Annotated in this window: 20 protein-coding genes; 5 read left to right on the forward strand and 15 right to left on the reverse strand. The window is 38.7% G+C overall.

Annotation, left to right across the window (positions count from 1 at the left end):
- Positions 1–155 precede the first annotated feature (155 nt).
- Both ABZ559_RS08705 and ABZ559_RS08710 read right to left on the reverse strand, forming a co-directional pair.
- Entirely contained in the window at positions 156–908 is a 753-nt protein-coding gene (locus tag ABZ559_RS08705) for an alpha/beta hydrolase-fold protein (RefSeq protein WP_367006010.1), read from the reverse strand.
- Positions 909–933: 25 nt separating this feature from the next.
- Positions 934–2,112: an ATP-grasp domain-containing protein gene (locus ABZ559_RS08710; RefSeq protein WP_367006012.1), complete on the reverse strand. Its 1,179-nt coding sequence runs from the start codon at positions 2,110–2,112 to the stop codon at positions 934–936.
- Between the two features lie 162 nt (positions 2,113–2,274).
- On the opposite strand from ABZ559_RS08710, the gene ABZ559_RS08715 reads away from it, so the two are divergent.
- Positions 2,275–2,910 carry an MBL fold metallo-hydrolase gene (locus ABZ559_RS08715; RefSeq protein WP_367006013.1) on the forward strand — a complete coding sequence of 212 codons (636 nt, stop codon included), beginning with the start codon at positions 2,275–2,277 and terminating at the stop codon, positions 2,908–2,910.
- A 328-nt stretch (positions 2,911–3,238) separates the two neighbouring features.
- On the opposite strand, the gene tnpA is transcribed toward ABZ559_RS08715, so the two are convergent.
- The 8 genes from tnpA to ABZ559_RS08755 form a co-directional block, all read right to left on the reverse strand.
- Positions 3,239–3,712 carry an IS200/IS605 family transposase gene (gene tnpA, locus ABZ559_RS08720; protein WP_002891962.1) on the reverse strand — a complete coding sequence of 158 codons (474 nt, stop codon included), beginning with the start codon at positions 3,710–3,712 and terminating at the stop codon, positions 3,239–3,241.
- 176 nt (positions 3,713–3,888) lie between these two features.
- Positions 3,889–4,818: a permease-like cell division protein FtsX gene (gene ftsX, locus ABZ559_RS08725; RefSeq protein ID WP_018375907.1), complete on the reverse strand. Its 930-nt coding sequence runs from the start codon at positions 4,816–4,818 to the stop codon at positions 3,889–3,891.
- Positions 4,811–5,503, reverse strand: a complete 693-nt coding sequence (gene ftsE, locus ABZ559_RS08730; protein ID WP_026217154.1) for a cell division ATP-binding protein FtsE — start codon at positions 5,501–5,503, stop codon at positions 4,811–4,813. Before ftsE ends, ftsX begins: the two co-directional genes overlap by 8 nt.
- Before the next feature lie 129 nt (positions 5,504–5,632).
- A protein-coding gene (gene prfB, locus ABZ559_RS08735; RefSeq protein ID WP_156812745.1) for a peptide chain release factor 2 occupies positions 5,633–6,728 on the reverse strand; the annotation gives its coding sequence in 2 pieces (ribosomal slippage) (positions 5,633–6,655 and positions 6,657–6,728; 1,095 coding nt in all).
- A gap of 49 nt (positions 6,729–6,777) precedes the next feature.
- On the reverse strand, positions 6,778–7,896 hold the full coding sequence (gene queG / locus ABZ559_RS08740) for a tRNA epoxyqueuosine(34) reductase QueG (RefSeq protein WP_367006016.1): 1,119 nt from the start codon (positions 7,894–7,896) through the stop codon (positions 6,778–6,780).
- Positions 7,897–7,994: 98 nt separating this feature from the next.
- Complete coding sequence (locus ABZ559_RS08745) at positions 7,995–8,651, reverse strand: HAD family phosphatase (RefSeq protein WP_273413986.1); 657 nt, start codon at positions 8,649–8,651, stop codon at positions 7,995–7,997.
- A 324-nt stretch (positions 8,652–8,975) separates the two neighbouring features.
- Positions 8,976–11,657, reverse strand: coding sequence for a cation-translocating P-type ATPase (locus ABZ559_RS08750; protein ID WP_367006018.1), 2,682 nt, complete (start codon positions 11,655–11,657; stop codon positions 8,976–8,978).
- Between the two features lie 259 nt (positions 11,658–11,916).
- Positions 11,917–12,303 carry a DUF1934 domain-containing protein gene (locus tag ABZ559_RS08755; protein ID WP_018375930.1) on the reverse strand — a complete coding sequence of 129 codons (387 nt, stop codon included), beginning with the start codon at positions 12,301–12,303 and terminating at the stop codon, positions 11,917–11,919.
- Between the two features lie 388 nt (positions 12,304–12,691).
- Between ABZ559_RS08755 and ABZ559_RS08760 the strand changes: the two genes are divergently transcribed.
- Entirely contained in the window at positions 12,692–13,993 is a 1,302-nt protein-coding gene (locus tag ABZ559_RS08760; RefSeq protein ID WP_367006020.1) for an HD domain-containing protein, read from the forward strand.
- Positions 13,994–14,253: 260 nt separating this feature from the next.
- Here ABZ559_RS08760 and ABZ559_RS08765 read toward each other — a convergent pair whose 3' ends face one another.
- Positions 14,254–14,802, reverse strand: coding sequence for a GNAT family protein (locus ABZ559_RS08765; RefSeq protein WP_367006021.1), 549 nt, complete (start codon positions 14,800–14,802; stop codon positions 14,254–14,256).
- 139 nt (positions 14,803–14,941) lie between these two features.
- Between ABZ559_RS08765 and yidA the strand changes: the two genes are divergently transcribed.
- The 3 genes from yidA to ABZ559_RS08780 are packed head-to-tail and all read left to right on the forward strand — an operon-like array spanning position 14,942 to position 18,185.
- On the forward strand, positions 14,942–15,751 hold the full coding sequence (yidA, locus tag ABZ559_RS08770; RefSeq protein WP_367006023.1) for a sugar-phosphatase: 810 nt from the start codon (positions 14,942–14,944) through the stop codon (positions 15,749–15,751).
- Positions 15,751–16,962, forward strand: coding sequence for an aminoacyltransferase (locus ABZ559_RS08775; protein WP_367006025.1), 1,212 nt, complete (start codon positions 15,751–15,753; stop codon positions 16,960–16,962). The genes yidA and ABZ559_RS08775 overlap by 1 nt, the downstream gene beginning before the upstream one ends.
- The gene (locus ABZ559_RS08780) at positions 16,962–18,185 is read left to right on the forward strand and encodes an aminoacyltransferase (RefSeq protein WP_367006027.1); all 1,224 of its coding nucleotides are present in this window, start codon (positions 16,962–16,964) and stop codon (positions 18,183–18,185) included. The genes ABZ559_RS08775 and ABZ559_RS08780 overlap by 1 nt, the downstream gene beginning before the upstream one ends.
- A gap of 93 nt (positions 18,186–18,278) precedes the next feature.
- Here ABZ559_RS08780 and tpiA read toward each other — a convergent pair whose 3' ends face one another.
- The 4 genes from tpiA to ABZ559_RS08800 form a co-directional block, all read right to left on the reverse strand.
- Complete coding sequence (gene tpiA, locus ABZ559_RS08785; RefSeq protein ID WP_018364060.1) at positions 18,279–19,037, reverse strand: triose-phosphate isomerase; 759 nt, start codon at positions 19,035–19,037, stop codon at positions 18,279–18,281.
- A 231-nt stretch (positions 19,038–19,268) separates the two neighbouring features.
- A complete protein-coding gene (gene tuf, locus ABZ559_RS08790) occupies positions 19,269–20,465 on the reverse strand; it encodes an elongation factor Tu (protein ID WP_018375936.1) in 1,197 nt (398 codons plus the stop codon).
- Positions 20,466–20,584: 119 nt separating this feature from the next.
- Positions 20,585–21,565 (reverse strand): anti sigma factor C-terminal domain-containing protein, encoded by a 981-nt coding sequence (locus ABZ559_RS08795; protein ID WP_367006029.1) that lies wholly within the window; start codon positions 21,563–21,565, stop codon positions 20,585–20,587.
- Positions 21,552–22,058: an RNA polymerase sigma factor gene (locus tag ABZ559_RS08800; protein WP_367006030.1), complete on the reverse strand. Its 507-nt coding sequence runs from the start codon at positions 22,056–22,058 to the stop codon at positions 21,552–21,554. The genes ABZ559_RS08795 and ABZ559_RS08800 overlap by 14 nt, the downstream gene beginning before the upstream one ends.
- Positions 22,059–22,136: the final 78 nt, after the last annotated feature.

Below are 22,136 nucleotides of genomic sequence, written 5' to 3' on the forward strand. Positions count from 1 at the left end.
ACAAGTGAAATGATTTTATATAAGAGATAGTTTTTCGCTAATCAAGGTAGGTTTTTTGAGGGAACACTGACTGTATTTTGAAAAAAACTAACGATGAGTAGCTCAAAAACTAGCCTTAGATGGAAGTACTGAACTGTGAATACAGGTTCTTAAAATTAAATACGACCTTCTTCTTCCAATTTCCCTAAGAAATATGGCATTTGCACACGCCACCATTCCCAGTCATGGGCAACATCATTTCCCCAATAATCAAACCAACCAGGAACCGACTTAGCTGCAAAAGCTTCTTCTAAGCGTTTTGTATCAGCAATATGCGGTCCTTCCCAGGCGCCTTGACCAACTGCAACGATAAAACGATTTTCACGATAACGATCTAAAAACCAAGAATCTTCTTGATTCCAAAGATAATCAATCGGTGAGTTGTAATAGACAACTGGATCCCCATAAAATTCACCTGTAAAGAAACGCGCATCGTACACGCCTGACAAGGCTATTGAAACATCAAAAAGGTCTGGATGGCGAAGGGCAAAATTGACTGTATGAAAAGCCCCCATTGAACACCCTGTCGCTATCATACCACCTTGCCAATTTGATTCATAACGAATTAAAGGCACTAACTCATTCACAATATAGCGGTCATAGGCATCGTGCGCAAGAGCCATATCATGACCATTTTTCCAAGTACTCAGCCATGACTCTCTATCATAGGAATCTGGTGTATAAAATTTAACCAAGCCACGATTGATGAAATCTTGACAGGCTTCAATCATGCCAAAGTCTCCATATTCATTTTGGCTTCCACCAGATGACGGAAAGACGATAATCGGCTTTCCTGCGTGACCATAAACATTAAAGTACATCTCCTGACCAAGCTCTCCTGACCAGTGACTTCTTCTCTCAAAATGCATTCTTTTTTCCTTTACTAATTGTTTCTCAAGACTTTGCCTGTGCGTATTGGACAAGCTCACGCATCTCATCTAGGGTTGTCGTACGGGCTAGGATACCATTCTCACCCATGATTTTAGCAAAGACACCTGGAACAGACTGAATAGAAATGATTTTATCGCCAAATTTTGCCCAAATATCATCAAGACTGTGCACATAATGTTGATTGGCCTTACGTGAAATATAAACCACATTATATGGGCGTAAAATCTCTGCTTCAAACAGATTATCTTTAACAATATTGGCATACTCACGAAAAACATCAAAATCATTAGCATAGTTCCACATGTCAATGGTCAAACCACCTGGTGGACGACAGTTCACTTCCAACGCCATGAGTTCTTTGGTTGCTTTAACGCGGAAAAATTCAAAGTGGAAGAAACGTTCTTTAACAGTAAAAGCTTCAACACAGATTTCGCCTAGTCTAACTAGCTCTTTCGAAATCTCACGCGGCACATAATAGAACATGTCACCATCTTTTTCCACCGTATCAAGAACTGCTTCTGAGTATTCAAGACTCGAATAGAAAACAATATTACCTTCATGATCCGTCAAACCATCAAAGGTCACAATATCGCCATCAATAAATTCTTCCATGATATACTCAACGCCATTAGTCTTATAATCAAAAAATTCTTCCAACTCCTGAGTTGACTTAATTTTGTAAGTATCAGAAGCACCAACACCTGAATTTGGCTTAATAATCACTGGAAAACCAAGTTTTTGAGCCAAAGCACGCGCCTCGTCATCTGTATGAAAAACATCACCAGCCGCCACTTTCAAACCATGGTCACGGAAAATTTCCTTCATTTGACGCTTTGTCTTGATTGATAGCATATCTTCGTTCTTGTAGCCGAAAACATTAAAATCTGTGCGCAACTTAGCATCTAATTCCAACCAGTATTCATTGTGTGACTCAATACGGTCAATTCGTCCGTATTTATGAGCAAAATAAGCTACCGCACGATAGACTTGGTCATAGTCTTCCATATTATCAACTTTATAATACTCCGTTAAATGGCTGCGCAAATTGTCAGATAATTCATGGTATGGTGTATCGGCAATTCCTAATGTATGAAAACCAGCCTCATGCAAACGTACAGCAAAAGTTTCAAAATTAGTCGGAAAATGCGGCGAAATCATTACAAAATTCATTGGTCGCGACATAAAAATTCCTCTTTCCTTCTATGTTTTCTTACAGTTTAGCATAATTTTATTCTTTTTTCTAGTTTAATATTCTGAAAATAGTGATATATTCTGAATATTAAACCTTATTATTTTTTTGATGTCATTTTAGCCATCTTCTTCAAAATCTGGTACACTAAAGATATGGAAATTATTACAATCTTAAATCACGTTGCACGTGAAAACACTTATTTATTAGTTAATGATCAAGCTATCATCGTTATCGATCCTGGAAGCAATGGTGAAGTCATTTTGTCGAAAATAGAGGAGTTAGACAGGCCCGTTGTAGCTATTTTACTCACCCACGCCCACTACGACCACATTATGAGTTTGGATTTGGTGCGTAACCGATTCGAACATCCGCCAGTTTATATTTCTGACAAGGAAGCCGATTGGCTTTACACTCCTGAGATGAACCTATCTGGTCTATCACGCCACGATGACATGGAAAATGTTGTTATGAGTCCTGCTGAGGAAACTTTCCAATATGACCACCTGTATCGTCTGGCTGGATTTGAATTTTCAGTTGTTCAAACTCCCGGACATTCTTGGGGAGGTGTTTCCTTTATTTTCCATTCAGATGACTTCGTCATTACAGGCGATGCCCTCTTTAGAGAAAGTATTGGTCGTACAGATTTGCCAACAAGTAACTTTAACGACCTAATTGTAGGTATTCGCAACAACCTCTTCACTTTACCTAGTCACTATGATGTTTATCCTGGTCACGGTTGGCCAACGACTATCGCTCATGAAAAAAACTTCAACCCCTTCTTTCAGTAACATCAGTTGACACGAACTGCGTCTGCTGTATCTCCCTGACACTTGAAGTTATACTCAATGAAAATCAAAAGTAGCCTAGGAAACGAAGCCGACGATAGAACTTGAGTTCATCAAGGCAAGTTGACAACGGATAATTTTGATTTTCGAAGAGTATTAGTCTGGTGTTGATTTGCATTGAGCATAACCATAATCAAAACCACCCGTGAGAACGGGTGGTTTGCTCTTCGGCTGAAAGCCTCTGCTACCGGCCGAGGCCTAAAGGCCTACCGAATGGTTTCCCTTCAGCACCACCTTTGCTAGCTGACCCGACTAGCGGGTCTCTTTAAGACTACTTTCTTTTATTCTTCTCACCTGTAAACGGATCATATTCCTCGAAAAGACTGAGCTGATCTGCTATCACGTCTTCTTGTAATTGATTACGAATATATTCTTCAATTCGCTTCTGATTTCGCCCAACCGTATCAACATAAAACCCTCGACACCAAAATTTGCGATTCCCATATTTATACTTTAAATTAGCGTGTCGGTCGAATATCATTAAGCTACTTTTACCCTTTAAATATCCCATAAATGAGGAAATACTTAGCTTCGGTGGTATACTCACCAACATGTGAATGTGATCTGGGCATGCTTCTGCTTCATGAATTTCAACACCTTTTCTTTCACATAATAACCGTAAGATTTGACCAATACTTGCTTTGTATTTCCCATAGATTATCTGACGTCTATATTTTGGGGCGAAAACAATATGATACTTACAATTCCATGTAGTATGTGCTAAACTATTATTATCCTGTCTCATCAGAGGTCCTCCTTTTGTATATTAGTTAGTGGTCGGGAAACCTTATCTAATATAACACTTTAGGGGGACTTTTTTGATACATCGCTAAAAGCTTTTCGGAACCACTAGCACAGCTAGTGGTTTTCGTGAGACAAAAAATCCCCCTCTCGTTGTTTGACGAGAAGGGGTTATTATTTTTAGAATTTTAAATAACGTCGCATTGAAAGTACCGATCCTATCGCACCGATAATAATACCGATAATAAAGAGAGAACCGACAATTGCTGGGACGAAGTAACCTGAAGGGTAAAGTGATAACCCTTGTACTTGAAGTTGTAAATTGAACTCATCGTATGCAAAATTGTACAAGAAATACACAATAGCAGCTGGTGCAATAGCACCTAAGAAACCAACCCATGCTCCTTCATAGAAGAATGGTCCACGAATATATGAATTCTTAGCACCTACCAAACGCATAATTTCAATATCACGGCGACGTGACATGATAGTAATACGAATCGTATTAGAAATTAAGAAGATAGCAACAAAAATCAACAAGCCTGTACCAACCAAGCCCCATGTACGGATAATACGAGCAACTTTGAAAAGATTATCCGAATCGGAACCACCATAGTTAACTGATTCAACACCAGCAACCTTACGAATGGCTTTAGCAAGTGATTTTACATGTGAAGGTTGATCTGCCTCTACAATGTAAACATCTTGCAACGGGTTAGAATCTCCATCAAAAAGTTTCCAATCATCGCCATAAGTCTCTTTCAGCTTAGCCAACTGCTCATCCTTACTAGAATAGGTTACAGAAGATACATGGCTTAACTTTTCAATTGCTTTCTTAACTACTTGATAGTTTTCATTAGCAACATCTTCACCAGCTTCGTTTTTTACTGTTTGCACATTATCTGTTGAATTAACATCAAGATAAACATTAATTTGAATGTTCTTCTCAACTCCTGTTGCTAAACGTTCTGTATTCAATAGCACTGCAGCAAAAATACCAAAAAGGGTCAGAGTAATTGCCACCGTACTGACAGAAGCCAAAGTCATCCAAAAATTTCGTTTCAAACTTTTAATGGCTTCCCACTGGTGACGGAAAAAATATCTAATCATCGTAACCGTAGTCCCCTTTCTCTTCATCACGAACAATACGTCCGTCTTCAATTGCAATAACACGGTGTCGAAGAGCATTCACAATTTGGCTATTGTGCGTTGCCATCAACACTGTTGTACCTTGCAAATTGATACGCTCTAGCAATTGCATGATTTCCCACGAAATTTCTGGATCAAGGTTTCCTGTTGGTTCATCAGCAATCAAAAGCTTTGGACTGTTGACAATAGCTCTGGCAATGGCTACACGTTGCTGCTCACCTCCAGACAGTTGTTCTGGAAAAGAGCGCATTTTATGTTTGAGCCCAACCAAATCTAATACCTCAGGAACACGTTTTTTGATATTACGGCGTTTTTCACCGATAACTTCCATGGCATAAGCCACATTTTCAAAAACAGTTTTGCGTGGTAGCAGTTTGTAATCTTGAAATACCACTCCTACTGAACGACGTAAGAGGGGGATTTCACGTTTTTTCAATTTATTCAAATCAAACTCGCCAACATGTAAACTTCCACTTGTAATCTTTTCTTCGCGGTAAAGCAGCTTGATAAAAGTTGATTTACCCGCCCCAGAGGGACCAACTATATAGACAAATTCACCTTGATTTACGGAGACGTTGATATCTCTCAAGGCCGTTGTAGAGCGATGATACTTTTTGGTAACATCCTTCATTTCAATTAAAGCCATAATAAAACTTGTTTGAGCGTCATAAGAGTGGCAAGTCAGTGACTTATCCTCATAGTGCACTCAGCCTTTTTCCTTTCGTTAGTGTTCAGAGAAAAATTCTCTCTGATGAGTTGGAATGTTACTTTCTAATCAATCCAAACGCCATTTAAGATAGGCATCAATAAAACCTTCTATATCCCCATCCATGACTTTGTCCACTTGGGCAACTTCAAAACCTGTGCGGTGGTCTTTAACCATGGTATAAGGAGTGAAAACGTAAGAGCGGATTTGACTGCCCCATGTGATTTCCTTCTTATCTCCTTTGAGAGCATTAACTTCTTCAGCCTTCTTCTCTTGTTCCAATTGATAGAGTTTAGCTTGAAGCATCTTCATAGCGCGATCACGGTTACCGTACTGCGTGCGGTCAACTGTTGAAGCTACGACAATTCCTGTAGGAATATGGGTCAGACGAACACCTGTTGATACCTTATTGACATTTTGTCCACCAGCACCGCCTGAACGGAAGGTATCCATCTTGATATCGTCATCACGAATCTCAACCTCAATGGTATCATCCAACTCTGGCATGACTTCAACAGAAGTAAAAGAAGTGTGGCGACGTTTGGCAGAATCAAATGGCGAGATACGCACCAAACGATGAACTCCCATCTCTGATTTTAAAAGACCATAAGCATTAGGACCTTCAAACGAAAGAGTCACCGACTTAATACCTGCTTCATCTCCTGCTTGATAATCTAATGTTTCCACTTTGAAGCCCTTGGCATTTCCAAAACGAGTGTACATACGAAAGAGCATATCCGCCCAATCCTGTGCCTCAGTGCCACCAGAACCTGGGTGGATTTCCAAGATGGCATTATTGTGGTCATAAGGCTCAGACAAGAGAAGAGTCATCTCATAGCTCGTCATCATCTTATCCAGCTTTTCAAGACTTTCTTCTAAGTCTGCTTGAACGCTATCATCTTCGTCTAGCATTTCCAAATAAAGCTCAGTTTCATCGGAAAGCTCCTGCATATCGTTGAAAGTCTGATAGGTTTGTTTCAAATCATTTAATTCTTGCGATGTTTTCTGGGCCGCAATATTGTCATTCCAGAAATCTGGCTCTGTCATTCGATTTTCAAGGAGGGCAATGTCCTCTTCCAAACGATCTAAGTCAAAGAGACCTCCTGAAGCTAGTCAACTTCTCTTGATTTTCTACTATTTTTTGGCGAATTTCAGCCACTTCCATGAGTTTACTCCTTTTTTCTTAAAATCTAATTAATTGTAACACAAGCTATCTAAAATTGCCATTTTGCACGCACGAGTTCCAACTCTTTTTGGCTTTCTTCCTCTTTGGGACAAAGGCTGCGCATAAAGTCCAGCATAGCTTCATCTGGTTTTTTGACAATCTCACCTAGCGCCCATATGGCTGTTGCGGTATGAATCGGATTGTTATTCTTATCAATGATTTCCATGAGTTTGACAATAGCACTTCTATCATGAGCATTAGCGAGCGCAATAATAGCATTACGTTGCAGAATGTTTTTCCCCCGCCAGCTCCCCGCAATCATGCCAAATGTTTCTTTGAAAGACTTATTGGTCAATTCTAGAAAGGGAATGAGCTCAGGCTCTGCTAATTCAGGGTTAATCTCACTCGCCATCGGGTTGCTTAGGCCTTTATTGTAAGGACAGGAAATCTGACAAATATCACAGCCATAAATGACGGTCTTGATTTTCTTACGAAATTCCATAGCCATCATGCCCTTGTCCTGCGTCTGAAAGGACAAACAACGACGAGCATTCATAGTCCCGTCACCAATCAAGCAGGACGTTGGACAAGCATCTAAGCAACGCTGACAATTTCCACAATCATAGCTAACAGGCTGGTCTGGCTCGATTTCCAAATTGGTAATCAATTCACCTAAATACATGTAAGAGCCGAATTCCTTTGAAATGACTAAACCATTTTTACCAATGAAACCAATACCTGCTCGCTTGGCAACAGCTGTGTCAACCAGAGCACCCGTGTCAACCATGCCTTTATACTCAAAATTTTCCGTTAGTTTTTCAATGCCCTCTGCCAGACGTTTGAGTTTATCCTGAAGAACATAATGATAGTCAAGTCCCCAAGAATTTGGTGTGATTTTCCCACGTTTATACTGGGTTTTGAGCGGCTTAACGGGTAATTTATGCGGATAGGCCACTGCAATGGAAATAATGGTCTTGGCGGATTCCAAAGATAACTTTGGATAAATCCTTTCCTCAATCACCTTGTGTTCAAAGCCAGTTGTCCTATCCTCTTCTACTCCCAAACGCAATGATTTTTCCAAATACTGAAAATCGTCTGCTGTGGTAAAACCAATCTTGGAAATGCCAATTTCCTTAGCTATTTGCTGAATTTCCGCCTTAATATCCATGTTCTTATTTTACGGAAAAATTGTAAAAGTCGCAAGTCGCAATGGTTACAAATGATGTCAAAGATGTCAAAAAGATTGAGAGAGTTTCCCAATCTTTTTTAACAATTATTTCTTTCCTCTTTAACATAGGCTAAAACATCCATCAAATCTTCTACAATTATATCAGCCTGAGACTGATCTATCCCAAAAATCTTATCTCGGATAGCCATTACATCTATTCCCGCTGCTTTGCCTGCTGCTATTCCTTTTTCACTATCTTCAATAATCAAAGTCTCAGCTTTATCAAAGCCCAACTTGTCACAGGCAACGTTGTAAATTTCAGGATTGGGTTTTGCTTGTGTAAAATCACTCCCCGACAGCACTACTGAAAAATATGAAGCAATCCCTGAACTTTCCAAAGCCAACTTAATATCTGACAGTTCTGAATTTGAAGCTAATCCCATCTGAATGTTCATTCGATAAAGCGTTTCCAGAACCTCCTTAACATCTGGAAAAATCAAATCAGCATAAGGTGCCTTATGTTGACTTTTATAGGCGGTATACTCTGCTCGAAGTTCTTTAACATCAAAGTGCAAATCATAATGCGCCAAAAATTTTCGCCAAACTTCTTCAAGCCGACCACCAATAAATTCTTTGGCATCAACATGAGAAATCGAAATACCCTTTTCTGCCAAAAATGTTTCCCTACGTTTCAAATAAAAATTTTCCGTATCAAACAGAACACCGTCCATATCAAAAATAATTGCTTTTATCATGCCTACCTCATTTCTGACTTCTATTTTAGCATAATCCCTGCTGTTAGTCATTCCCTTAAAAAGCCTATATCAGGCTGGATATATTGGGATTGTAGAAATCAGAAAGAGAATACTTTTATGGTATTAAATCACCTTTAAAGTTGATATTTGATAAACTTCGTTTGCATCTTTAATTTTTATGCGTACGCATATGTCTCCAAAAGATTATGCAAAAAGAGCTCCCTTACTTCCACATAATTCAAAAATTCAGTGAATCTTTTAAACATGGAAATGAAGTGAACTCTAGATGAATTTGGACTTTCTCACAAACCCTTTTGTATAGTCTTAAATAGCTTTTTCATCTTGTCCAAGTGCTCGTTGCACAGCTTTGACCACTTCAACAAGAACAAGCATTAACAAACTTCCAATAATAACTGCTCCCCATTGTGTCACTGACAAATGCGAAACATGGAACAGAGTGTTAAAACCTGGAACTACGATTGTCAACATCAAAAGAACGAAGGCAACAGGAATTGACCAGTTAAAGGTTTTATTCTTAAAAGCACCAACAGTAAAGATAGATTGGTAAACAGATTTCACATTGAAAGCATGAATCAATTGAATAAGACCTAGTGTGGCAAAAGCCATTGTCAACGCATCTTCGTGCATCATGTGGGTTTCCGTGTGTTCTGGATAAAGGAGTGCCCATCCATAAACACCAAGAACTAAAAGCGTTTGGAAAATTCCTTGATAAATAATAGCTCCCATAACACCACCATCAAAGAAACTTGACTTACGTCCGCGAGGCTTGTGGGTCATAACACCTGGCTCAGCTGGTTCAACACCAAGAGCAATTGCAGGAAGGGTGTCAGTTACCAAGTTAATCCACAAAAGATGGACAGGCTCAAGTACGTCCCAACCAAAGAGCGTGGCAAAGAAAATAGTAAAGACTTCAGCCATATTAGCAGATAGTAAGTATTGAATCGATTTTTGAATGTTTGAGAAGACTTTACGTCCTTCTTCAACGGCAACAATAATCGTTGCAAAATTATCATCAGCCAAGACCATATCTGAAGCACCCTTAGATACTTCTGTACCAGTAATTCCCATACCAATCCCGATATCAGCTGTCTTAAGAGATGGTGCATCATTAACACCATCACCTGTCATGGCAACTACCTTGCCTTCATTTTGCCAAGCTTTAACAATACGAACCTTATGCTCTGGAGACACGCGCGCATAAACAGAGTATTGTTTAAAGACTTTTTGGAATTCTTCGTCGGACAATTCATTGAGTTCTGCACCCGTAAAGACATGATCTTCACCATCATCTTCGATAATACCAAGACGTTTAGCAATGGCTTCCGCAGTATCCTGATGGTCACCAGTAATCATGATTGGACGAATACCTGCTTCTTTGGCTACTTTAACAGCATCTGCTGCCTCAGGACGTTCGGGGTCAATCATCCCAACCAAACCTGAGAAGATAAGGTCTGCTTCAACAATTTCTGTTTCAAGTGTAGGAACTTCTGACACATATTTATAAGCCATCATTAGGACACGTAGGGCTTGTTTGGCCAGATCTTTATTGATTGCGAGGATCGTTTGTTTATCAGCTTCTGTAATCGAGCGAATATTACCATTCTCTTCAATCTTTGTCACCCGTTTGAGCAACTGATCTGGAGCACCCTTAACGGCAACAAAGTAGCGACCATCAGCCTGTTTATGGATTGTTGACATGAGTTTACGGTCTGAGTCAAATGGCAATTCAGCCACACGAGGTTCCGTTTGCAACGCATCACGGACATCAAAACTATGATCAAAACCAAATTGAACCAAAGCAGTTTCAGTTGGATCACCAATAAGTTTGCCATTGGGGTCAACTTTCGTATCGTTGGCAAAGTTCATAATCCGTAAGGTATTGTTATCAGCAGTAATATCGCTAGCAGAACTTTGCAACTGACCATTCGTGTAAACCTTTTCGACAGTCATTTGATTCATGGTCAAGGTACCAGTTTTATCTGAAGCAATGATTTCTGTCGAACCAAGCGTTTCTACTGCTGGCAATTTTCGTACAATCGAATTACGTTTAGCAAGAGTGGTTGTTCCCATTGAAAGAACGATAGTAACAATGGCCGGAAGACCTTCAGGAATAGCGGCAACAGCAAGTGCAACAGCAACCATTAAGCCTTTCAAAGGCTCCTCGCCTCGAACAAAAACACCTACAATAAAAGTCACAAGAGCAATCGCAACAACCAAATAAGTTAGTACTTTAGACAATTGGTTGAGGTTTTGTTTTAATGGTGTGTCAGTCTCATCTGCATTTGCCAACATATCTGCAATCTTACCAACTTCGGTGTACATTCCTGTATTAGTGATAACTCCTACACCACGCCCGTAAGTAACATTTGAATTTTGATAAGCCATATTGACACGATCACCAATACCAGCATCCGCTGCTACTTCCACAGTCAAATCTTTCTCGACAGGGACAGATTCTCCGGTCAAAGCAGCCTCTTCAATTTTCAAAGAAGCAGCTTCTAAAAGACGCATATCAGCTGGAACAACATCGCCAGCCTCCAACATGACAATATCACCTGGAACTAGGTCCTTCGAATCCACTTCAATAACGTGACCATCACGACGAACACGAGCGATAGGGCTAGACATATTCTTTAAAGCTTCAATAGCAGCCTCAGCCTGACCTTCCTGATAAACACCAAAAGCAGCGTTCAATACGACAACAGCCAAGATTATCAGTGCATCTGTCAACCCTTCCATCCCTTCTGTAATAACAGATAGGGCTGCAGCAACAAGCAAAATGATGATCATCAAATCTTTGAACTGATCAATAAATTTAGCCAATAATCCACGTTTCTCACCTTCATCAAGCTCATTACGCCCGTAAGCAGTTAAACGCTGTTTTGCCTCAGCAGTAGACAATCCCTCTTTAGAAGTCTCTAACTCCTTCAGAACTTCATCCTTAGTTTGCGTATAAAACAACGTCTTACTTTGTTCTTTAGACATTCCGTCTCCTCCTTTTTGATACAAGGGTCTCCCCTTAACTGTCTCCAAGTTTCTTTTAAAATAAAAAGAGACCTGTTCCAAAAACAAGTCTCGCGGTTTAAGATAAGGCCGGAAATCAATGATTTCGTAATGACGACCTTATCACGGAAAAATCCGTCTGCTACTCCCTTGATATAACTGAAATTTTATCAGATTTTCAAATGATTTGCAAGACATTCCTTCAAAACAAGCAATCTTTCTCAAAAAGTCAAGTCGTATTTTATTGCCAACTGAGTTCTAGTTGATACTCTGCAAAAAGCGCTTCAGTCTCTAATTGTCTTAACTGATAGTCAATGGCTATCATCTGTTTTTCAAAATCAGTATAAAATTTCTGAGTAACCGTTACTAATTGTTGGAGTCCTAAAGGTGTAGGTATAGTCACAAGAGCTGGACTATCACGATGAAAACGCATAATAGACTTCGGAAGTGAGTAACGAGTCATGAGCATTTCATTTTTTGAGCATTTAATAATTACTTTTTCATTTTCCTCGTTGGTATAAATAAGGTACAATTGATGATTTTTTTCAGTGACTTCAACAGTATAAACTTGTTTGATAAGCTCTGTCTGATCATCGAGATTGATTCGATTTTTGATGGTAAGTTGCACTTTTTCTCCTTTTCCTATATGGCTTTGCCATTTCTGAGAACCAATAATCGCTATAAGCTATTGTAAATTAAAGTCAGGTATTTGTAAAGAAATCACAAGTAAACAACCATGACATACGCATGAAAAAAGTTCCAATAAATTTCTGAAATACAAAAATTTATTCTGAAAAGTTAAGGTGTCAAAAATAATAGTTACAGAAAGCAATTTTTTCAAGAGCTATTTTTGGAAAAGAAGACAACCATTTTTGAGTAAACTCTCTCGAAATACCTAAAAATTTGAGATTTTTAGGTTTTCAAAAGTTTTTCAACAAATGATTTCCTTCATACATTTGTTCTGAGTAAACAACCTATTTTCAGGCTTTTTCAAGACTTTTTGTTATAATGAAAGCATGAATGAAAAAGTTTTCCGTGACCCCGTTCACAATTATATTAACGTTAACAATCAGGTTATCTACGACCTCATCAACAGTAAAGAGTTTCAACGCCTTCGCCGAATCAAGCAAGTGCCAACAACTGCTAGCACTTTTCATGGTGCTGAACACAGCCGTTTCACCCATTGTTTAGGCGTTTATGAAATTGCCAGACGAGTGACTAATATTTTTGACCGCAAATATCAAGAGTTTTGGAATCCAGATGAGTCTCTGCTTACAATGACAGCAGCCTTACTCCATGATGTCGGTCATGGTGCTTATTCTCACACCTTTGAACGACTTTTCGAGACCGATCACGAAGCCTACACACAGGAAATTATTACTAGCCCAGAAACAGAAATCAACACCATCTTAAAACAAGTATCTCCAGACTTTCCCGATAAAGTGGCCAGCGTCATCAATCACACCTATCCAAATAAACAGGTTGTACAACTAATTTCTAGCCAGATTGACTGTGATCGTATGGACTACCTACTGAGAGATTCCTATTACAGTGGTGTTAGCTATGGACAATTTGATTTGACACGCATTCTTAGAGTCATTCAACCTGTTGGCGACGGAATTGCTTTCAGCTCTAGTGGTATGCATGCTGTAGAAGACTACCTAGTCAGTCGCTATCAGATGTATATGCAAGTTTATTTTCATCCTGCTAGCCGTGCGATGGAAGTACTCTTACAAAATCTTCTCAAACGTGCCAAGTCACTCTATCACCTTGATCAGGGCTTTTTTCAAAGAACCTCACCCAATCTTATTCCTTTTTTTGAAAATAGGGCTGATCTAACTGATTATTTAGCTCTGGACGATGGCGTGATGAATACCTATTTTCAAACATGGATGTCATCAGAAGATAGCATTTTAGCTGACCTCGCAAGTCGGTTCATCAATCGAAAAATATTTAAATCCGTCACTTTCAACCAAGAAGCAGAAACAGAATTACATCACTTATCAGAACTTGTCAAATCTGTCGGTTTTGACCCAGACTACTACACAGGTATTCATGTCAACTTTGATTTGCCATACGATATCTACCGACCTGAAAAGACGAAACCTCGCACCGAAATCAACATGCTACAAAAAGATGGGACAGTTGTAGAATTATCAAGTCTTTCAGCACTTGTACAAACACTAATGGGCACAAACTATGGTGATCGCCGTTTCTATTTTCCAAAAGAAATGTTGATCCTTGATGACCTCTTTTCATCCGACAAAGAAACCTTTATGTCCTACCTATCAAACGAACACTTTAATCCTGAAAATTGATGTAAGATTAACTTTTTAAGATGTTTTGACGGACAGACAAATTAAAAATTTTTATCAACCGCTCTTACGCCAGGCAGATAAAAAAGAAATTTTCTACCTAGAATTGTTAAAAACGCTTCTTAGGTTGTCATATACTCTTTTCATCCATCTATTAAGACTTCTACGACTGAGGACTTCGATTCCTGATTTGCCACTTCAAATCGTTCACTGGACATAGAACTCCCCTAATCTCGTACTAAAAACGACATAGTAGGTTATACTTAGTGGGATTTCAACTCATAGGTATAGGTTAAGCAAATCTCACCACGGCTATTGTTTGCTTGGTCATCTTGTGCAATCTTTTGAAAACCACATTTTTTAAGCAAAGCAATTGACGCGTGATTGTCAGCGATAACCGTTGCTTGAACGGCCTGCGCAGCTATTTTATCAAAAGCCAACTGACAAAGAGCACAAACAACTTCAGTCCCCAAACCTTGCTGCCAATAATCCTTGTTCAAAGTATAACCAATTTCCAAGACTCTTTCTTGAGTTGGGCGCAGACTAGCATTACCAATTAGCTTCCCTTCAGATAACAACTCAATACCATAGCGCCCCAATGGCTGAGATAAATTCCACTTAACCAAGGATAATTCACTCTCAGCCAAATTTTTATGAGGGAAATAGTCAAATTCGAGTACCTCTTCATCAGATGTGTACTCATGGTAGTCGGTCAGATCTTCTATTGTCATAGGTCTCAACTGTAGCCGTTCAGTTTGCAACTGCCTATTTTTTGAAAAATCAATTAAAACCTTATCTTGCCACTTCATCATGCTCCTCCTTTTCTTGTTTTAGTATAGTATAAACCTATTCTTTTGGCAAAACATCCACATTTCTACATCACCCATGACAAATATCAGGATTTTTAGTAAGATAGTAGATAGAAAATTTATGAGATAAATGGAGAAAATCATGTCTATCAAACTAGTTGCTGTTGATATTGACGGCACCCTCATTACAAGTGACCGAAAAATAACACCCGAGGTCTATCAAGCTATTCAAGATGCAAAAGCTCAGGGAGTCAAGATCATCATTGCTACCGGTCGTCCCATTGCTGGGGTACAAAATTTACTTGATGAACTTAATCTCAAAGATGCGGGTGACTATGTGATTACCTTCAATGGCGGTCTAGTACAAGATACCTCAACTGGTGAGGACATTGTCAAAGAAATCATGACCTATGAAGATTATCAGGACATTGAATTTCTCAGCCGTAAGTTAAATGTTCATATGCATGCCATCACCAAGGAAGGAATCTATACTGCCAATCGTAATATCGGCAAGTATACCGTTCATGAGTCAACTCTGGTTAATATGCCAATTTTTTATCGAACACCCGAAGAAATGGCTAACAAGGAAATCGTCAAAATGATGTTCATTGACGATCCAGAGATTCTAGATGCTGCCATTGCAAAGATTCCTCAAGAATTTCATGACAAGTATAATATCGTTAAATCAACACCTTTCTACCTTGAGTTTATGAACAAAAACACAAGCAAGGGGAATGCTATCATTCATCTCGCTGAAAAGATGGGGCTTAGCAAGAATCAGACCATGGCCATCGGTGATGCCGAAAATGACCGCGCCATGCTAGAGGTCGTTGGTAATCCTGTCGTTATGGAAAATGGCACAGCAGAACTCAAGAAAATCGCTAAATATATTACCAAATCAAATGAAGAAAGTGGCGTTGCACACGCTATTAGAGAGTGGGTCTTAAAATAATGTACACATATAAAGTTGGGATTTCAGCCCAAGAACACGATGAATTTGCTAAGTCGAGTTCACAAACTAATTTATTGCAAAGTTCAAATTGGGCAAAAATCAAAGATAATTGGGGCAATGAACGCCTCGGTTTCTATCAAAATGGGAAATTAGTTGCCTCTGCATCAATTTTGATTAAGTCCTTGCCACTTGGATTCACTATGCTCTATATTCCACGTGGACCAATCATGGACTACAATAATAAAGAACTGGTTGACTTTGTGGTTAAATCGCTAAAAAAATATGGTAAAAGTAAACATGCTCTTTTTATTAAGTGTGATCCGGCTCTATTATTGAAACAGTATAAGATTGGTGAAGATGTCGAAGAAAATGCAGAGACGTTGGCAGTTGTTGACAACCTCATCTCTGCAGGAGCTGAGTGGACAGGCAGAACAATGGAAATTGCTGAAAGTATCCAACCACGTTTTCAAGCCAATGTTTACACACAATCCGATATGACCTCTGCTTTCCCAAAACACACGAAACGCCTCATGAAAGATGCTATCAATCGAGGTGTTGTTACTAGCCGAGGAAATATTTCCGACGTGAAGGCTTTTGCTGATGTCGTTGCTCTAACAGAAAATCGTAAAGGCGTTGCTCTCCGAAATGAAGAATACTTCCGAAAAATGATGGAAACCTATGGTGACGATGCTTACCTCCATCTTGCAAAGGTTAATCTTCCAAAACGCTTAGTAGAGTATAAAGAACAGTTAGCACAAATCGAAAAAGATTTAGCTGAGACTGCTGAGCACCAAAAAAAACGCCTAACTAAACTTACCCAACAAAAAACATCTGTTCAAAAATATGTAACAGAATTTGAAGAATTTGTTGGTAAATACCCAGATGAACTCATCATTGCAGGCATCCTATCTGTCTCATTTGGTAATGTTATGGAAATGCTCTACGCTGGTATGAATGATGAATTTAAAAAATTCTACCCGCAATACTCCCTTTATCCTAAAGTTTTCGAAGATGCCTTTGCTGATGGCATTATTTGGGCAAATATGGGAGGAGTTGAAGGCACTCTTGACGATGGATTAACGAAATTTAAATCCAATTTTAACCCAAGTATCGAAGAATACATTGGTGAGTTTAACATCCCAGTCAGCCCTTTTTATAAACTTGGCATGCTAGCCTACAATTGGCGTAAAAAAGTAAGGAGTAACCATTAATGGCATTAGAAATTCTAACACCAGAAAGTTTTCAAACATTTTGTGAAAAAGTCCAAACCAAGTCTTTTATGCAGTCTCTGGAAATGGCTGAGCTTCTTTCAAGGCGTGGTTATAAAGTGACTTATCTAGGTCTTAGACATGGTGGTGACATTCAAGTAGCTGGAGTACTATATAGTCTTCCTATGACTGGTGGACTTCATATGGAAATCAATTCTGGGCCAGCTTCTCTTGACCAAAAATATCTGGGACAATTCTACCAAGAACTCCAAAATTATGCCAAAACAAATGGTGCACTTGAGCTTATTGTTAAGCCATACGACACCTATCAAACCTTTGATAAACAAGGTCGTCCACTCAGCACAGAAAACAAAAAAAATATTCAAATATTAACTCACTTAGGATTCATACATGATGGACTTCAAACCGGTTATCCAAATGGTGAACCAGTTTGGCACTTTATTAAAGACTTAACAAATTTTGAAAAAAATAATCTGGTTTCTAGTTTCAATTCAAATGGAAAACGTCTAATTAAGAAGGGACATAGTTATCCTATAACAATTCGCCCTCTAAAAAGAGAAGAACTGAGTATCTTTAAGGATATTCAAGATGCAACTTCAGAAAGGAGAGGCTATCAAAATAAAGAGTTAGACTACTATCAAGATTTCTACGATTGTTTCAAAAATAATGTCGAATTCCTAGTTGCAACCATCAATTTCAAAGACTACTTGGAACAACTAACTATAGAGAAAAGACTTGTCAGGAAAGAAATAAGTCAATTGGAAAAAAATCCAACTTCTAAGAAAATTCAAACTAAACTCTCTATAGAACGAACAAAACTTTTAAAAATTGAAAAGTTACTTGGTCAGGTGCAAAGCTTCCTAGCAGAGGGTTATACCGGTGACACAGCCATAGCTTCCAACCTAATTATCTACACGAAGCAAGAGTCCATCTACCTTTTTGGAGGATTTTATCCTCAATTTAGCCAATTTAACGCTCCCTATTTACTACAAGAATACGCTATGCAACAAGCTATAAACAAACATATCCCTCTGTACAACTTCCTTGGTATTACTGGGGAATTTGACGGATCAGATGGGGTTCTTCGTTTCAAACAGAACTTCAATGGTTACATTGTCCGCAAAATGGGGACCTTTCGCTACTATCCAAGTCCTATTAAATACAAATTTATTCAAGGAATTAAAAAACTCCTTGGACGTCATTAACCATATCTCTCCTTTATCCAAGGAGAGATTTTTTATAAAGCAAGAATACAAAAAAGCCCTAGCCTAGCTAGGACTCTCCTATTTAATTAAAACTTATTTGACAAAATCAAGCAATGCAAGGAAACTTTCTGGGTCAAGTGATGCACCACCAACGAGGGCACCATCCACATCAGGACAAGCCATGTATGAAGCAACGTTTTCAGGTTTAACTGAACCGCCATATTGCACACGAACTTTGTCAGCTACAGCTTGACCAAAGTCTTTCGCAACTACATCACGAACAACTTTACACATTTTTTGTGCATCGTCTTGGCTAGCTGATTTACCAGTACCGATAGCCCAGATTGGTTCGTATGCGATAACAAGTGATGAAACTTGCTCTTCAGACAATCCTGCAAGTGCTGCTGATACTTGAGCACCTACAAATTCTGCTGCTTTACCAGCTTCGTAAGTTTCAAGCGTTTCACCACAACAAATGATAGGAAGCATACCATTTGCAAAGATTGCTTTTGCTTTTTTATTAATATCTTCATCAGTTTCGTGGAAGTATTCACGACGTTCTGAGTGACCAATAACAACATAGTTAACGCCCATTTCAGACAACACTTTTGGAGAAGTTTCACCAGTGAAGGCACCAGCATCTTCAAAGTAACAGTTTTGTGCAGCAACCTTAAGTTCTGAGTCTTTAGCGAACCAAAGCAAAGCATTTAAATCAACTGCAGGCGCTGCGATAGCAGCTTCTACTAAGTCAGCAGAAGGCAATTTTCCTGCAATGGCCTCAACAAAAGCTTGTGCTTCTTGAGGGTTTTTGTTCATTTTCCAGTTACCTGCGATAAATGGTTTACGTGACATTTCACATACCTCTTCTTTTTTTATTTACACCCTTATTTTATCATACTTTAGCTATCTTTTAAAGATAAAGCAAAGCTTTTCTGAAAATTTCCTAGCTTCAATCCATAAAATTCTACTGTTCTTTATTGAAATAAAATTTACACTATTTCTTTATCAAAAAAAGGCCTCCAACAAGGAGACCTTCACAAATAAAGTGTCTGGCTTTAATTGTTCAATGGGAACTTAATTTGATTAAGCTTCGATTTCTGAAACGATACCTGAACCAACAGTACGTCCACCTTCACGGATAGAGAAAGTAGTACCTTGTTCAACAGCGATTGGGTGAATCAATTCAACATCAATTGTAACGTTATCACCAGGCATTACCATTTCAACACCTGCTGGCAATTCGATTGAACCAGTTACGTCAGTTGTACGGAAGTAGAACTGTGGACGGTAGTTATTGAAGAATGGAGTATGACGTCCACCTTCTTCTTTAGAAAGGATGTAAACTTCACCTTTGAATTTAGTGTGTGGGTTAATTGAACCTGGTTTAGCAATAACTTGACCACGTTCGATTTCATCACGTTGCACACCACGGAGAAGCACACCAACGTTATCACCAGCAAGACCTTCGTCAAGTTGTTTACGGAACATTTCAACACCAGTAACAACTGCTTTACGGATTTCGTCTTTGATACCAACGATTTCGATTTCATCGTTGACACGAACAGTACCGCGGTCGATACGTCCTGATGCAACAGTACCACGTCCAGTGATTGAGAATACGTCTTCGACTGGAAGAAGCAATGGTTTATCAGTATCACGTTGTGGTTCTGGAATGTATTCGTCAACAGTATCCATCAATTCCATAACGATATCTTCATAGTGAGTATCGCCTTCAAGAGCTTTAAGAGCTGAACCTTGGATAACTGGAAGGTCATCACCTGGGAAATCGTATTCTGAAAGAAGGTCACGAATTTCCATTTCAACCAATTCAAGCAATTCTTCGTCATCAACCAAATCAACTTTGTTCATGAAAACGATAAGGTGTTTAACACCAACTTGACGTGAAAGAAGGATGTGTTCACGAGTTTGTGGCATTGGTCCATCTGTAGAAGCTACTACAAGGATAGCTCCGTCCATTTGGGCAGCACCAGTGATCATGTTTTTAACGTAGTCCGCGTGTCCTGGAGCGTCAATGTGAGCATAGTGACGTTTAGCAGTTTCGTACTCAACGTGTGCAGTGTTGATTGTGATACCGCGTTCGCGTTCTTCAGGAGCAGCATCGATAGACGCATAGTCTTTTGGTTGGTTAACTGCTGAAGGCAAACGACGTGCCAATACAGTAGTGATAGCTGCTGTCAAAGTAGTTTTACCGTGGTCAACGTGTCCAATTGTACCAATGTTAACGTGTGGTTTACTACGATCGTATTTTTCTTTTGCCATTTTAGGAAAAGCCTCCAATAAAATATATTTTATAGATAGACAGTAGGCAATACGGTCTAACTTTACCTTACTATTTTAACAAATTATAGCGGAAATGCAAGTATTTTATGCTGAATTCTTTATTTTATAAGTTGATGATATGGTTGTATGGTTACGCTTTGTCCAATGTTTGATGCAAAAATCCATTTAGCGCTTTCAAGTTGTGCAAAATTTTCAGAACGACCGGTTAGAATAACTCCTGAAAACTTAGCAGTTTTTAGTTTTTTATTTTTATTAAGGTATTTTTGAGCATCCTCAGCCAAATTAAATGTCTGTTTTTTCCCGTTTTGATCACTACCATTTTCTGTCATATCTAGATACCCTTTGCTTACTGCTTTCTCTAAATTCTTTCTAAACAAAGAGTAACTGTAATCATTTAGTTGTTCTCCATCATATGTAGAAATCCCCAATTGCTTGTCAGGTGTACGTTCCGCAGTATCAAAATCACTACTACTTCCAATCCAATACCAGTTCACAAGTAGATTCTCTGGAATCATTTTTTGTATTTCTTGGTAAGTGTAGGGTTTATCAAATGTTATTGCCATTTCTATAGCTTGATTAGACATTTGTGCTGCAAGAGAGATGTCGTTTGTAGGAGCGAGGTCATCTTTATTTGTATAATCATGGTTAATATTATAAAACATAGGAGATTTATAGTAACTACTATGCGTATAGGCAGATTTTTTATCAGATGACATCGTTAACCAAACATTAGTATCATACGAGTCTGCAAATCTTATTGAATAATAAGCTTCCATTTTTTCATATGGCACCTCAATACCATCTATATTCTTAAATCGATCTGAATGAAACTGTCCTGTATAGCTTGACGTTGCGTTAAAATACCAATTGTTATAAGAGATATTTGGATAGGCGATTTCTGACATTAGCAGGTATGTGTCTTTGACAGCCTCTCCATGACGGCTCGCAATCTCCGTTAAACACCTAACAATTATTCCTAAACTAGCTAGGGCAACTAGAGTACTCAGGACGACTAGTTTAATTCTATTTTTCACTTTGCTTCTTTGTGCTATTTTTTCAAAATCATTAAAAGTCTTCATAACAATAACCTTCTTTCTCTAAAATCTTTCTAAGTTCCTGACGTCCACGCATAAGATCGACTTTGACCTTGCTTACAGAGACATGAAGAACTTTTGCAATTTCCTTGACGGATAAATCTTGAAAATAATACAAATCAAGAACTATGCGAAATCTATCTGATAGTTTCTCAATAGCTTGATGAAGCGGAAGATAATCAGGGGTTTCAAATTTCAGGTCATTCGCTTCATGGAAGAAATCACGTTGTAAAATATCCAAATATTTCTTATCACGTCTGTAATAATCAATATAAAGACGAATAGCGGCACGATACATCCACGCTCTCATTTTTTCAAAAGGGAGTACAATATCACTTTCCAACATTTTCACCAAAATATCTTGACTAATGTCTTTGGCCTGTTCAGGACTAGCACCCGACTTTCGTAAATAGTAGGAAATCTCATGTGCGAATCCTACTAATTCTTTTTCATAATCATCCAGTTTAATCCTCTTCACCCCTCTCTTTAAAAATGATTACTTCCATTCTTCGCTAATATAACGAACAACCTTGAGTTTGGTTACAATTTTTCATTC

Origin of the sequence: Streptococcus sp. ZY19097, from assembly GCF_040731245.1 — a bacterium.
In the GTDB taxonomy this organism is placed as follows: domain Bacteria; phylum Bacillota; class Bacilli; order Lactobacillales; family Streptococcaceae; genus Streptococcus; species Streptococcus orisratti.

Excerpts from the sequence above, each read along its gene's own strand:
- ABZ559_RS08705 (WP_367006010.1), bottom strand. The coding sequence starts at position 908 with ATGCATTTTGAGAGAAGAAGTCACTGGTCAGGAGAGCTTGGTCAGGAG.
- ABZ559_RS08710 (WP_367006012.1), bottom strand. The coding sequence starts at position 2,112 with ATGTCGCGACCAATGAATTTTGTAATGATTTCGCCGCATTTTCCGACT.
- ABZ559_RS08715 (WP_367006013.1), top strand. The coding sequence starts at position 2,275 with ATGGAAATTATTACAATCTTAAATCACGTTGCACGTGAAAACACTTAT.
- tnpA (WP_002891962.1), bottom strand. The coding sequence starts at position 3,712 with ATGAGACAGGATAATAATAGTTTAGCACATACTACATGGAATTGTAAG.
- ftsX (WP_018375907.1), bottom strand. The coding sequence starts at position 4,818 with ATGATTAGATATTTTTTCCGTCACCAGTGGGAAGCCATTAAAAGTTTG.
- ftsE (WP_026217154.1), bottom strand. The coding sequence starts at position 5,503 with ATGGCTTTAATTGAAATGAAGGATGTTACCAAAAAGTATCATCGCTCT.
- queG (WP_367006016.1), bottom strand. The coding sequence starts at position 7,896 with ATGGATATTAAGGCGGAAATTCAGCAAATAGCTAAGGAAATTGGCATT.
- ABZ559_RS08745 (WP_273413986.1), bottom strand. The coding sequence starts at position 8,651 with ATGATAAAAGCAATTATTTTTGATATGGACGGTGTTCTGTTTGATACG.
- ABZ559_RS08750 (WP_367006018.1), bottom strand. The coding sequence starts at position 11,657 with ATGTCTAAAGAACAAAGTAAGACGTTGTTTTATACGCAAACTAAGGAT.
- ABZ559_RS08760 (WP_367006020.1), top strand. The coding sequence starts at position 12,692 with ATGAATGAAAAAGTTTTCCGTGACCCCGTTCACAATTATATTAACGTT.
- ABZ559_RS08765 (WP_367006021.1), bottom strand. The coding sequence starts at position 14,802 with ATGATGAAGTGGCAAGATAAGGTTTTAATTGATTTTTCAAAAAATAGG.
- yidA (WP_367006023.1), top strand. The coding sequence starts at position 14,942 with ATGTCTATCAAACTAGTTGCTGTTGATATTGACGGCACCCTCATTACA.
- ABZ559_RS08775 (WP_367006025.1), top strand. The coding sequence starts at position 15,751 with ATGTACACATATAAAGTTGGGATTTCAGCCCAAGAACACGATGAATTT.
- ABZ559_RS08780 (WP_367006027.1), top strand. The coding sequence starts at position 16,962 with ATGGCATTAGAAATTCTAACACCAGAAAGTTTTCAAACATTTTGTGAA.
- tpiA (WP_018364060.1), bottom strand. The coding sequence starts at position 19,037 with ATGTCACGTAAACCATTTATCGCAGGTAACTGGAAAATGAACAAAAAC.
- tuf (WP_018375936.1), bottom strand. The coding sequence starts at position 20,465 with ATGGCAAAAGAAAAATACGATCGTAGTAAACCACACGTTAACATTGGT.
- ABZ559_RS08795 (WP_367006029.1), bottom strand. The coding sequence starts at position 21,565 with ATGAAGACTTTTAATGATTTTGAAAAAATAGCACAAAGAAGCAAAGTG.